Origin of the sequence: Pseudomonas sp. FW305-25, from assembly GCF_017351415.1 — a bacterium.
GTDB lineage: Bacteria > Pseudomonadota > Gammaproteobacteria > Pseudomonadales > Pseudomonadaceae > Aquipseudomonas > Aquipseudomonas chlororaphis.
The window spans coordinates 1-12,551 of sequence record NZ_JACNDE010000038.1 but is presented as its reverse complement, the minus strand read 5'-3'; the positions used below and the strand labels follow the sequence as shown (position 1 = coordinate 12,551).

The 12,551-nt window shown below is 62.6% G+C and carries 11 protein-coding genes and 1 pseudogene; 3 read left to right on the top strand and 9 right to left on the bottom strand.

Annotated elements, in window-relative coordinates:
* Positions 1-116: 116 nt before the first annotated feature.
* A complete protein-coding gene (locus J4E58_RS26315) occupies positions 117-1,334 on the top strand; it encodes an MFS transporter (protein ID WP_087088215.1) in 1,218 nt (405 codons plus the stop codon).
* Between the two features lie 157 nt (positions 1,335-1,491).
* On the opposite strand, the gene J4E58_RS26310 is transcribed toward J4E58_RS26315, so the two are convergent.
* From J4E58_RS26310 to J4E58_RS26285, 6 genes are all read right to left on the bottom strand, one after another.
* Positions 1,492-3,693 carry an OsmC domain/YcaO domain-containing protein gene (locus J4E58_RS26310; RefSeq protein ID WP_087088213.1) on the bottom strand — a complete coding sequence of 734 codons (2,202 nt, stop codon included), beginning with the start codon at positions 3,691-3,693 and terminating at the stop codon, positions 1,492-1,494.
* A 132-nt stretch (positions 3,694-3,825) separates the two neighbouring features.
* The gene (locus tag J4E58_RS26305; protein ID WP_087088211.1) at positions 3,826-4,443 is read right to left on the bottom strand and encodes a hypothetical protein; all 618 of its coding nucleotides are present in this window, start codon (positions 4,441-4,443) and stop codon (positions 3,826-3,828) included.
* Between the two features lie 57 nt (positions 4,444-4,500).
* Positions 4,501-4,758, bottom strand: coding sequence for a bacteriocin immunity protein (locus J4E58_RS26300; protein WP_087088209.1), 258 nt, complete (start codon positions 4,756-4,758; stop codon positions 4,501-4,503).
* 4 nt (positions 4,759-4,762) lie between these two features.
* Positions 4,763-6,073, bottom strand: a complete 1,311-nt coding sequence (locus tag J4E58_RS26295; protein ID WP_087088207.1) for an S-type pyocin domain-containing protein — start codon at positions 6,071-6,073, stop codon at positions 4,763-4,765.
* 368 nt (positions 6,074-6,441) lie between these two features.
* The gene (locus J4E58_RS26290; protein WP_087088205.1) at positions 6,442-6,936 is read right to left on the bottom strand and encodes a PaaI family thioesterase; all 495 of its coding nucleotides are present in this window, start codon (positions 6,934-6,936) and stop codon (positions 6,442-6,444) included.
* A 36-nt stretch (positions 6,937-6,972) separates the two neighbouring features.
* Positions 6,973-7,401 (bottom strand): hypothetical protein, encoded by a 429-nt coding sequence (locus J4E58_RS26285; protein ID WP_087088203.1) that lies wholly within the window; start codon positions 7,399-7,401, stop codon positions 6,973-6,975.
* Positions 7,402-7,673: 272 nt separating this feature from the next.
* On the opposite strand from J4E58_RS26285, the gene J4E58_RS26280 reads away from it, so the two are divergent.
* Entirely contained in the window at positions 7,674-8,003 is a 330-nt protein-coding gene (locus J4E58_RS26280) for a hypothetical protein (RefSeq protein ID WP_007924875.1), read from the top strand.
* Positions 8,004-8,420: 417 nt separating this feature from the next.
* Here J4E58_RS26280 and J4E58_RS26275 read toward each other — a convergent pair whose 3' ends face one another.
* On the bottom strand, positions 8,421-9,317 hold the full coding sequence (locus J4E58_RS26275; protein ID WP_087088201.1) for a DMT family transporter: 897 nt from the start codon (positions 9,315-9,317) through the stop codon (positions 8,421-8,423).
* Between the two features lie 127 nt (positions 9,318-9,444).
* On the opposite strand from J4E58_RS26275, the gene J4E58_RS26270 reads away from it, so the two are divergent.
* Complete coding sequence (locus J4E58_RS26270; RefSeq protein WP_087088199.1) at positions 9,445-10,779, top strand: PLP-dependent aminotransferase family protein; 1,335 nt, start codon at positions 9,445-9,447, stop codon at positions 10,777-10,779.
* Positions 10,780-10,816: 37 nt separating this feature from the next.
* Here J4E58_RS26270 and J4E58_RS32355 read toward each other — a convergent pair whose 3' ends face one another.
* Positions 10,817-11,680 carry a methyl-accepting chemotaxis protein gene (locus J4E58_RS32355; protein ID WP_370686802.1) on the bottom strand — a complete coding sequence of 288 codons (864 nt, stop codon included), beginning with the start codon at positions 11,678-11,680 and terminating at the stop codon, positions 10,817-10,819.
* Positions 11,675-12,430: pseudogene (locus J4E58_RS32350) on the bottom strand (MCP four helix bundle domain-containing protein); the annotation flags it as partial. The pseudogene J4E58_RS32350 and the gene J4E58_RS32355, both read right to left, overlap by 6 nt.
* Positions 12,431-12,551 lie beyond the last annotated feature (121 nt).

The following is a 12,551-nucleotide window of genomic DNA, read 5'->3' as shown; positions in this document are numbered from 1 at the left end:
TAAAAACCATCAGCAATGAGAACTGGGTTCAGCAGTATGCTTGATCCGCGCCGGCTTTCCTGCGATTGCCACAGCGCGAACCCGACAAAAATAATGGCGATAACGATGAGGCAAGGATGCTGGCCACGCTAAGAAACTATCCGACCACGGTAAACCTGCTGCTTTCAGCGTCCCTGATCCTGACCCTCGCCCGCGCGATCACCCTGCCTTATCTGGTCATTTACTTATCGGGCCACTTCCACTTGAGCATCGCCGATGTCGGCCTGGTCATCGGCAGCACGCTGATCATTGGCTCGCTGTTGAGCCTGTATGGCGGGTTCCTGGTGGACCGGATGTCCAGCTACAGGCTGATCCTGGTCTGCAGTGGTGTGTTCACCGCGGGTTTCCTCGGCACCTTTGTCGCGCGCGATCTCTGGCTGTTCTACCTGTGCCTGGTGTCGATCAACCTGGCCTACGCGGTCATCGATATCGCCGTGAAATCGGGCTTTGGCAGCCTGCTTCCCGCCGCTGGCCGGGGCGAAGTGTTTTCGATCAAATACACGCTGACCAATATCGGTTATGCCGTCGGCCCCTTTCTCGGCGCGGGGCTGGCCGGGCTGGATATCAGCCTGCCCTTTCTGTTGTCCGCGGGGCTGGGCGCAGGGTTCTTGTTTATCTACTTCGTGTGGGGCGACAGGGGCTTGGCGGGCGTTGAGCCAAGCCAGCCCCGCGCGCCGTTCCTGGCCGTGGGCAAGCAGTTGCTGAGCGATCGCCGGCTGGTGTGCTTTACCCTGGGCGGGCTGCTCAGCGCCGTGGTCTTCGGCCAGTTCAGCGCCTACCTCTCGCAGTACCTGGTGGTGACCACCACAGCCGAAACCGCCTACCGGATTATCAGCAGCATCGTGGCCACCAATGCCCTGACGGTGATCAGCCTGCAATACCTCATCGGCAGGAAAATCTCCCAGGAACACTTGAACCTGTGGCTCGCCGGCGGGCTGGTTATGTTTGTCCTGGGGCTGGCGGGCTTCGCCCTGTCGACCACCCTGGTGTTCTGGGTCGGCGCCATGGTCATTTTCACGCTCGGCGAGATTATCGTGTTTCCCGCCGAATACATGTTCATCGACAACATCGCCCCCAGCCATTTGCGGGGCATGTATTACGGGGCGCAGAACCTGAGCAACCTGGGCGCGGCATTGGGGCCGGTATTGTGCGGGGCGGTCTTGGCGGTGCAGCCGCCCCAATACATCTTCTACATGCTGATGCTGTTTATCGTCGCGGGCGGGATGCTGTACTTCCTCGGGGCTGCCATTGCCGGCAATACGGCGCCGGGGGAGGAAGGTGTCGCCGGGGGCTAGCAGGGAAGGGGTTGGAAGGTCGCTGAGAAGTAGCTGGTTCGAGTCGGCAGCGGCGTGGGGCCGGCGGGTTGGCCCGCTGATCGCCCGGGCCATTTCCTATGCCTGTGGGGCCAGCGCCTGTCGATTCAACGGCGGGCGCTGTTCCCCGGCCTGGCCATCAGCTGGAAAGAGCCGCGACCTTGGCCCGCGCCGCGTGCAGCTTCTTGTAGCTGTCGATCAGGCGCAGGTGGCGGTCGATCCCTTCCAGCTTCATGCTGGTCGGCGTCAGGCCATAGAAGCGCACATCGCCATTCACCGAGCCAATCACCGCGTCCATCCGCTCGTTGCCGAACATGCGACGGAAATTGGCTTCGTAATCCGCCAGGTCCAGATCTTCGTCGAGTTCCATCTCCAGCACCGCATTCATCGCCTGGTAAAACAGGCCACGCTCGGCGGTGTTGTCGTTGTACTGCAGGAACATCTCCACGCACTCCTTGGCTTCTTCATATTGCTGCAAGGCCAGGAAGATCAGCAGCTTCAACTCCAGGATGGTCAGTTGACCCCAGGCGGTGTTGTCGTCGAACTCGATGCCGATCAGGGTGGTGATGTCGGTGTAGTCGTCCAGTTCGCTTTCTATCAGGCGCTCGAGCAACGCCTGCAATTCTTCCTCGTTGAGGCTGTGCAGGTTGAGGATATCCTCGCGGAAGAACAGCGCCTTGTTGGTGTTGTCCCAGATCAGGTCTTCCACCGGGTAGATTTCCGAGTAGTCCGGCACCAGGATGCGGCAGGCGGTGGCGCCGAGGTGCTCGTACACGGCCATGTAGGACTCCTTGCCCATGCCTTCGAGAATGCCGAACAAGGTCGCGGCTTCCTGGGTGTTGGAGTCTTCACCCTGGCCGGAGAAGTCCCACTCGACGAACTCGTAATCCGACCGGGCGCTGAAGAAGCGCCACGACACCACGCCGCTGGAGTCGATGAAGTGCTCGACGAAGTTGTTCGGCTCGGTGACCGCCTGACCTTCGAACGTCGGCGGCGGCAAATCGTTCAAGCCCTCGAAACTGCGGCCTTGCAGCAGCTCGGTGAGGCTGCGTTCCAGCGCCACTTCCATGCTTGGGTGAGCGCCGAACGAGGCAAATACGCCACCGGTACGCGGGTTCATCAGGGTCACGCACATCACCGGGAATTCACCGCCCAGGGACGCATCCTTGACCAGTACCGGAAAGCCCTGGGCTTCCAGGCCCTGGATGCCGGCGAGAATCCCCGGGTATTTGGCCAAGACTTCTGCCGGTACATCCGGCAGGGCGAATTCGCCTTCGATGATATCGCGTTTGACGGCGCGCTCGAAGATCTCCGACAGGCACTGCACCTGGGCTTCAGCCAGGGTGTTGCCGGCGCTCATGCCGTTACTGAGGTAGAGGTTTTCGATCAGGTTCGACGGGAAGTACACCACTTCGCCATCCGACTGGCGCACGAACGGCAGCGAAACAATGCCGCGCTCTTCATTGCCGGAGTTGGTGTCGAACAGGTGCGAACCGCGCAGCTCGCCTTCGCGGTTGTAGACCTTCCGGCAGTACGCATCGAGGATTTCGCTCGGCAGCTCGTCGTTGGGGCCTGGCTGGAACCAGCGCTCGTCCGGGTAATGCACGAACGGCGCGTTGGCGATCTCCTCGCCCCAGAACTGATCGTTGTAGAAGAAATTGCAGTTCAGGCGCTCGATGAACTCGCCCAGGGCCGAGGCCAGGGCGCCTTCCTTGGTCGCGCCCTTGCCGTTGGTGAAGCACATCGGCGACTGCGCGTCGCGGATATGCAGCGACCAGACGTTGGGCACGATATTGCGCCACGAAGCGATCTCGATCTTCATGCCCAGGCCGGCCAGGATGCAGGACATGTTGGCGATGGTCTGTTCCAGCGGCAGGTCCTTGCCGGCGATGTAGGTGGTGTGCGCCTCGGCGTTCGGCATCAACAAGGCCTGGGCATCGGCGTCGAGGTTTTCCACCTCCTCGATCACAAACTCAGGCCCGGCCTGTACCACTTTCTTGACGGTGCAGCGGTCGATGGAACGCAGGATGCCCTGGCGGTCCTTGTCGGAGATATCCGCCGGCAACTCGACCTGGATCTTGAAGATCTGGTTGTAGCGGTTTTCCGGATCGACGATGTTGTTCTGCGACAGGCGAATGTTATCGGTGGGGATATTGCGGGTGTCGCAGTACAACTTCACGAAGTACGCCGCGCACAACGCCGATGACGCCAGGAAATAGTCGAACGGACCCGGTGCCGAGCCATCGCCCTTGTAGCGGATGGGTTGATCGGCCACCACCGTGAAGTCATCGAACTTGGCTTCAAGTCGGAGGTTGTCGAGAAAGTTGACCTTGATTTCCATGGGGCACACCGAATAACGAGCAAAACGAAATGGCGGCCATTATCCGGTTTTTCAGCGCGAAGTCTTGCGCTTTTCGGCAAGCGGGCCAGGTGGTTGGGGGGAGGAGGTCGCGGCCTGCGGCATCAGCTCCTCTCACTCATCACCGATTGACATCAGGCTGGCAGCCCACGCTTGGCTGGCAGCGTAGCGAGTGAAATAGGCCCGCTTCTCGGTCTCGCCCAAGCCGGTAAAAAACGGCAGGAAGTACTGGTCGTTGTAGTAGCCCTGGGCACCTTGTAACTGCGTTCCCCACCATGCAGGGTCGTAACCCTCGAAGGCCATCCAGGGCGGCGGAACGGCGAAACGCTGGCGCTGAATGGCTTCGAGAAAGTCAGTGCTGTTGGTTACCAGGCGCACCGTGACGGCGTTGAATTCCCGGGTGGATATAAAACAGATCAGGTGCTGGTGGTGTTGGAGGTTTTCATACTGCCTGACGGGAAGGTCGTTGAAGCTGCGCTCGTGGCTCAAGGTGAAGCTGGATTCGATAAGGGCCTGGAAGGCATGCCTGTCGCTCCCATCGATCAGCAAGGCCCAGTAATAAGCCGGCACGCCTGTGTCTTCCAAGGAAACCACACGCAGTGGAAGGGACAGGGCGGGAGTGTGTGGCAGAGGTTCGGTGAAAACCGCTTGGAGTTCTGACCGGGAGTAGCCAGCAATTTGCTCTTTGGGCGCGCGGTCAAAAAGACCTGCGATACGGTTGAAAAAACTCATATCGTCCTTGATTCAGCTTCGGTGGGTTTAGTGGAATGGCGCCTCAAGGCCATTGATTTAGGGTTCCTTGAAACCCGGAAAACCGTTGGCCGAGCGCCACTCTTTCACGGTCTTGATAATGCCCTCGGCTGAGCTGTCGGCGCCACGTTCGGGGTAATAGATCAGATCGGAGCCGGCGGGGTGCTCGGTGATTCGCTCGAACTCATCGAGTAACGGGTCGAGGACTTCATCAGGAGCCCCTTTGTTTGCGGCGAATAGCTCCTGCATAAAACTCATGAATTCAGCTTCGGTGTAATCAGAAAAAGTTTTTTGCACGGCTCTAGCTCCGATGAATATCAATATGATTTTTAGGAGTGGTTACTCGCAAATTATCAATGTTATATACCTCGCCGCCTTCTGAAACCTGATCTACATGATGGAGCTCAAAGGAGCGTTTTTTTCCTATATGGTCCTGCCTTCGTGCCTTGGGCGCATAGCCATTTTTCATACGTTGTATGTTGTCGGGAACAAATTGGCCACTCAGTTCTGGATTCGCTGCCACAGCCCTCCAAAACGCTTCCCGAAAAGCATCAAAGCTTCTGAACTCCCTCCCGCGCAACTGATCAGCAATCTCCGTGGGTATCGGAGAACCTAACCCGGAGTCGGCCCCCGCGAGCCAGAGACCTTCTACGTCCTGCCCCCGACCCGTAACCGTACCGGGCGTCTTGCGCACGCTCAGTACGATATAGAGCGGCCGAACCCCGGACCCCGGCGGGAACACCAGGATGAAGTCCTTGTACTCCGGCGGGTAGATCGGGTTGACGATGAGGGTGTCCGCCTGTTCGGTGGGCGGAAAGATCCAGATGTGCGGCGCTTGGGGCGCGGCCTCCAGCGGGGGGATGCCGGAGGTGCTGGACGGGTCCACCGCGGGTGTCCAGATCAGGGTGACGCCGTCGCCGAAGTCGGCCACCTGTTGCTGGCCTTCGGCAGCAAAGTGCACCACCGGGACCATTTCCCAGCCACGCTGCTTTTGCGTGTTGTAGCCATAGCCCTTGAGCGTGCCGTCGGATCGTTGTTCGATACGCAGGCGCACGCGGGTGCGGCCTTCTTTCAGCGCGTCGAGTTGCTCTGGCGTGTACAAGGCGCTGTCGCCCAGGCTCGACGGCCAGAGCATGGCCACCAGGCCTGCCAAGGCACCGGTGACGACCCCGCCGGTGGCCACGACGGCTCCGGCGGACGCCACGGCCTCGCCGCCCAGCGCCAGGTTGCCCAGGGCGGCGGGAAGGGCGCCGCTGATTTTCTTGAGCGGGATATTCCCCGTCGCGTCGGTTCCACGACCACCCAGCAAGACAAGCTCGCCATAGTCCTTGATGGCGTCGGTGGGAATCGCCCCGGATGGGCTGAGGTAGTCCATGACCCCGTCGGGCAGATTGCAGGATTTGGTGAATGTGCAGCCGGCCATCGCCTGTTGCTTGCGGGGTGGGCTGGCGAGGCTGTCTGCGTAGGCTTGTTGGCGAACCAGCATCCGTTCATAGGCGTTTTGCCTGGCCTCTTGTTCCGCCCGTTCGCTGGGGGTCATGTCTCGGTAGCTGACATGGTGCCCGTCGCCGGAAGGGGGATTCTTGATCGGGGGGAGTCTGTTGCGCGCCATCGAGCGTTCTGCCTGTCCATCCGTTGCGGTTTTCCAGCCGGAGGCGGGATGGCATCAACCCTATTGGCTATAGCGAGGCATTACTGCGGGAGGAATCTGAAAGGTTTGAAGGGCAAGTCTTTACTTTTACGGACTGACAAGCAGGACGATTCCGGCTAATGCCGATCAGTTAAGGACGAGAGTGGGGGATGGTGTAGGAGCGAGCTTGCTCGCGATGGACTTGAGAGCGCCGCGTTCATCCACTCGACACGCGTTATCGTTAACCGCCATCGCGAGCAAGAACTAGGCGTCCCCCTTGTAAGCTGGTTTTACCTGCTTCAGATCGTGGTTCCCAAAGGTTTCAATATCGTGAGCGAGCCTGAGCCGGCTCAGGCTTCCCGGCCGTGGGCCGCCGCGGCCAACTGCTCGGTATCGACCCGCACGAAGATCGAGTCGCCAATCGCCGTCAGCACATCGCCGGCGTAGACCTCGCAGATCACCCGGCTCTTGCGCCCGACTTCGCCTTCGACCCTGGCGCGCAAGGTCAGGGGCACGCCCATCGGTGTGGGCTTGATGAATTTGATGCCGAGGTTGCCGGTCACGCAGTTGATCCGTGGCTGGCTGTCCAGGGCGCGTTTTTCGCCGCGGTAGTGGTAGGCCATGGCAGTCCAGTTCGAGTGGCAGTCCACCAGCATGGCGATCAGGCCGCCGTACACCAGCTCGGGCCAGCCGCAGTATTGGCTGTCCGGCAGGTGCTCGGCCATCACATGCACCCCATCCTCATGCCAGTGGCTCTTGATGTGCAGGCCATGGGGGTTGCGGCTGCCGCAGCCAAAACAAACGCCGTCCGGCGCGGTGCTGTCTTGCAGGGAGAGTGGGTGCATGTGTCTTACCTTTCTTGTTGTTGGAGAAGGAAAACCTCAGGCCGCCTGTGCCTGTATCTGCAGGTCGCCGTCGATGTCCTTGACCAGCCCGCTGGCCAGCAGCAGGGGCAGCAGGCGCTGGTGCAATTGCGGCTCGACGAATTCCTTGACGGTGTCCAGCGCCAGGTTGCCGCTGGTTTCCAGCTCGGCCTTGGTGTAGGACAGCCAGGCCTTCTTCAGTACCAGCAGTACATCGCTGCCGGCGGTGGTGGCGAAGCGGCGGTGGGTGACTTTACCGCCGAAGTCGAAGCTGTGCTGGTAGGCATAACCGCTCTCGACGCCCGCGCTGGCGACACAACGACCGCAGGTGCATTTGCCGTCGCCGAAGGCCGTGCGCAGATAGGTGTTGAAGTCCACCACGGGCTTGAGCCCCAGGCGCTTGTCGACTTCGAACAGATCCCCGGTCAGTTTTTCTTCAGTGCTCAACGTCCATTTCCTCAAGTCATGCGGCGTGTTTTCACAGGGCCGCACGATACCAGCCAGACGCTTGCAGGGGTAATTTTCTGCCCGGAGGTGGCGAGAAACCCTGCGCCAGGAACCTGGACCGGCGGTTGTTGCCGAGCCTGGCGCCCGTAGTGAACAAGTGGCCAGTAAAAGAGAGGCATATTGCCTTCTCCAATAAGGCCCGATGCTGGCCCCGCGGTCACTCAATCACCGCCAAAATCACTTTAATTTCAGGTGGTTAGGTAGATCGAAAAATGCGCAATGTGTGGATGACGCTGACCTCGTTCGCCTTGGTCAGCGTGGCTGTCGCGGCCGAGGGCAAGGAGTTGCCGGCCAATGACCGGTATGTGTGCAGTTGGGGCGCGGGGACGGCGGCGCGGGCGCAGGAGCTGAAACTGTCGGGCGTTTCGCTGTATGCCGCGCGGCAGAAGCTGCAGACCTACAAGTTCAGCAAGGGCTGGATGCGCATGCTGGCCCTGGGCATTACCGAACAGACCTACGACAGCCCCTCGCGGGCCAAGCCGGCGACGGTGCGGCAGAGTTTTTACGACGATTGCGTGCGCTATAAGCTGGCGCGCAAATAACCGGGGAAGGCACGCGCAATTGCCGGTTGCCCGGGCTGCCATGCTGGCGTGGGCGCCGGCGATCCTGGGTCGAGGCATGTTGGCTTTGCCTCATGTACCCGGACCTTTGGTCCATGGGCCGACAGAGTCCGTCGCCATCTGATCCGTATTTTTCTTCGTCACCTGCGTCTGTATCGGGATCAGATCTGGCCTGACAATAACGCACCCCTCAGGCGCACCGGCCCGCCGGCTGGAGCCTGAGGCTGCGTTCTGCTTTTCGCGCTGGCGAAAACCTATTGTTCAGGAGGCCTTTATGGCGAAGATGGCGATTTTCTTGTTTGGATTCTTGGCACTGACCATCGCGATCGGTCTGCTGGCGACCATCTCCCCGGTCTGAGGGGAAACCTCAGCCCAGTCTCGCCGAGGCGGGCCGAACCGCTATTTGGAAAACTTCCTCGCCCCGGCCACGCACAAAATCACCGCCACGGTCACCCCCAGCATGCCCAGGCTGACCTGTTCATGCAGCAGGGTGGCCGCCAGGGCCAGGCCAAAGAACGGTTGCAGCAATTGCAACTGGCCGACGGCGGCGATCCCACCCTGGGCCAGCCCGCGATACCAGAAGACAAAGCCGATCAGCATGCTGAACAGCGCGACGTACCCCAGGCTCAGCCAGGCGGGCAGGGTAATGCCGCTAAATGAAGGCGGGGCACGCAACAGGCTCAGCACGGCCATGACCGGCAGCGCCAGCACCAAAGCCCAGGAAATCACCTGCCAGCCGCCCAGGGTGCGGGAGAGCTTGGCGCCTTCCGCGTAACCCAGGCCGCAGACCAGGATCGCCAGCAGCATCAGGATGTCTCCGGCCGGCGCGGCGCTCAGCCCCTGGGACAGGGCAAACCCCACCACCAGCAGGCTGCCCAGCACCGAGAACAGCCAGAACACCGGCCGCGGCCGCTCGCCGCCGCGCAGTACGCCGAACACCGCGGTGGCCAGTGGCAGCAAGCCCAGGAAGACGATGGAGTGGGCCGAGGTCACGTACTGCAGCGCTAACGCGGTCAGCAGGGGAAAGCCCACCACCACGCCCAGGGCGACTATCGCCAAGGGCCACAGCTGGTTTCTGTTCGGGCGTTTTTCCTTGAACAGCAGCAACAGGCACAAGGCCAGGGCCCCGGCGATGCTGGCGCGGGCCACGGTCAGGAACAACGGGTCGAATTCCAGCACGGCGACCCGGGTGGCCGGCAGCGAGCCGCTGAAAATCAGCACGCCGATAAAACCGTTGAGCCAGCCGCTCGCGGCCTTTTGCGTGGTGGGGTGTGGCAGGGGGGATGTCCGTTCCATTCAGGGGCTCAGCTCTGTTCAAGGGTAAGCGCTGCGCCGCAGGGCGAGATTGCGCCTGGGCTGCTCAGGCCCCATCCTAGGAGCACTAAGCAATACAATCAAAATATTGTCATGGATACATTCCGCTATGGCCCGTGCCCGCTACAAACAACTGGTCGATGCTTTTGCCGCCGATATCCGTGGCGGCGCACTGCCGCCCGGCGCCCGCCTGCCGACTCACCGCGACCTGGCCGCCAGGGAAGGGCTGGCCCTGGTGACCGCCTCGCGGGTGTATGCCGAGCTGGAAGCGATGGGCCTGATCAGTGGTGAAACCGGGCGCGGCACCTTTGTCCGCGAGACCGCGTTGCCGCCGGGCCAGGGTATCGACCAGCAGGCCACGGCGGCGGGCACTCTGGACCTGAATTTCAACTATCCGGCGTTGCCCGGTCAGGCCGAAGTGTTGCGCGGCGGCCTGCGCCAACTGGCGGCCGCCGGTGACCTGGAGGCGCTGCTGCGCTACCAGCCCCACAGTGGCCGCAGCCACGAGCGGGCCGCGGTGGCGCGGTATCTGGTCTCTTGCGGGTTGCGGGTAGACGCCGAGCAGGTGTCGATCGTCAGCGGCGCCCAGCATGGCCTGGCGACCACGGTGATGGCGCTGCTCAAGCCCGGCGATGTGGTCGCCACCGATGCCTTGACCTACCCGGGGTTCAAGGTGGTGGCCGACGCCCACGGCGTGGAGCTGGTGTCGATTGCCCTGACCGAGCACGGCCCCGACCTGGCGGCCTTCGAGCAGCTGTGTCGCAGCCGACGGGTGCGGGCGGTGTACGCCATGCCGACCCTGCACAACCCCATGGGCTGGGTGCTGGACCTGGCCTGGCGCGAACATTTGGTACGGATCGCCCGGCAGCATCGGTTGCTGATTATCGAGGACGCCGCCTATGCCTTTCTCGCCGAGGATCCGCCCGCGCCGTTGGCGGCCCTGGCGCCGGAACTGACGGTGTATGTGTCGGGCTTTTCCAAGAATGTCGCCACCGGGCTGCGGGTCGGTTTTGTCGTCGCGCCGCCGGCCTGGGTGCCGCTGATCGAACGGGTGATCCGCGCGACCACCTGGAACACCCCCGGGGTGATGACGGCGCTGGTCTGCAACTGGATCGACGACGGCACCGTGGCGCGCCTGGAAACCGAGAAACGCCAGGATGCGCAAGCCCGGCAGGCGCTGGCCAGGGAGGTGCTGGCCGGCCTGGCGTACATCGGGCATCCGGCGTCCTATTTTCTCTGGCTGCCGCTGCCCGAGGAGGTCCGTGCCGATCAGGTGGCGATGGCCTTGCTGCGGGAGAATGTCTCGGTGTCCACCGCCGAGCCCTTTGTCAGCGCCGCGCCGGTGCCCCACGCGATTCGCCTGGCCCTGGGCTCGGTCGATATGGATCAGTTGCGGGTGGCGCTGGAAAGGGTGCGCAAGGTGATTGCTCAATACGCCTATTGAAGGCCCCGCGCGGCAAGGCGCGGGAGCCCGTTGGCCGTCAGACCTTGAACTGGGTTACCAGGCCGTTGAGTTCCACCGCCAGGCGCGACAGGTCCTGGCTGGCGGCGTTGCTCTGGTTGGCTCCGGCCGAGGTCTGGGTCGCCAGGTCGCGGATGTTCACCAGGTTGCGGTCCACCTCGCGGGCGACCTGGGCCTGCTCTTCGCTGGCGCTGGCGATCACCATGTTGCGTTCGTTGATCGAGGTGATGGCCTGGGTGATCTGGTCCAGGGCCAGGCCCGAAGCGCGGGCGGCTTCCAGGGTCAGGTGGGCGCGTTCGTTGCTGTGGCGCATGGCGCTGACCGCGCCTTCGGTGCCTTCTTCGATGGTGTTGATCATGCTTTCGATTTCCTGGGTCGACTGCTGGGTGCGATGGGCGAGGGCCCGCACCTCATCGGCGACCACGGCGAAACCGCGTCCGGCATCGCCGGCCCGGGCGGCCTCGATGGCCGCGTTGAGGGCCAGCAGGTTGGTCTGCTCGGCGATCGAGCGGATCACCTCCAGGACCTGACCGATATTGCGCACATCCACCGCCAGGTGCTCGACCTGCTCGCAGGTGCGGGTCACCTCGTCGGCCAGGTCGCCGATGGAGTCGACGGTGTGCTGCACCTGTTGCCGGCCGTGGTGGGCGGTGGCGTCGGTTTCCCGGGATGCTTCGGAGGTGCTGACGGCGTTGCGCGCCACTTCTTCCACCGCCGCGGTCATTTCGTTGACCGCGGTGGCGGCCTGTTCCAGCTCGTTGCTCTGCTGGTGCAGGGTCTTGCTGGAATCCTCGGTCACCGCATGCAGTTCCTCGGCGGCCGACGCCAGCTGGCTGGAGGAATCGGCGATCTTCTGCAGGGTGCTGCGCAGGCTGTTCTGCATGCGTTGCAGGGCGTGCAGCAGGCGTGCCGGTTCGTCGTTGCCGGTCACGCTGATGGCATGGCACAGGTCGCCGCTGGCGATGGTTTCGGCGACTGCCACGGCCTGGCTCAGCGGCCGCACGATGCTGCGGGTGAGCACGATGGCCAGGCCGACGGTCAGCACCAGCACGATGGCCAGGATCGCCAACACCAGCCCGACCGCGCTCTGGAACACTTCGTTGCTGCGCGTGGCGGCCACTTCGCCGCCGTGGGTATTCACCTCGACCACGCTCAGCAGTTCCTTGAGCATGGCGTCGGCATTGGTCAGGAACGGCCCGCCGTCGACGATGGCGATCGCCTCGTCCTTGCGCCCCTGGCGCGCCAGGTCGAGGACGCGCTGCTGGTCCTTGAGGTACAGCGCCCTGACCCCCAGGTAGCGCGCGTACGCAGCCTTTTCCTCGGGGGCGATACTGAGTTTTTCGTAGGCCAGTTGCTGGGCCGACAGTTGCTCGTCGAGTTGCTTGACCCGGTCCAGCAGGGCCTCGACTTCGGTTCTGTCGCGTACGACCAGCAGGCGCAGGGTCAGGGTACGGATCTGGGTGCTGGTCAGGGCCACGGCGTTGGCCGCGACGATCGAGGGCAGCCAGTTCCTGTCGACCTCGAGCGACTGCTCGTTCATGCGCCGCATTTCCAGCAGGGAGAACGCCCCGAGCGCAACCGCGAGCAACGCGATCAGGGCAAAACTGAGGCCTGCACGGCGGGAAATGTTCATCGATCGTAAAAGCATGACTGTGTTCCTTGTGGCGGCAAAAGGCACAACCTGCGCGGCATCCGGCAGGTTCGCAGCAAAGCGGCGCGCGCTCGGAAAGGCTCCGGGGCGTCGTCGGTTCTTG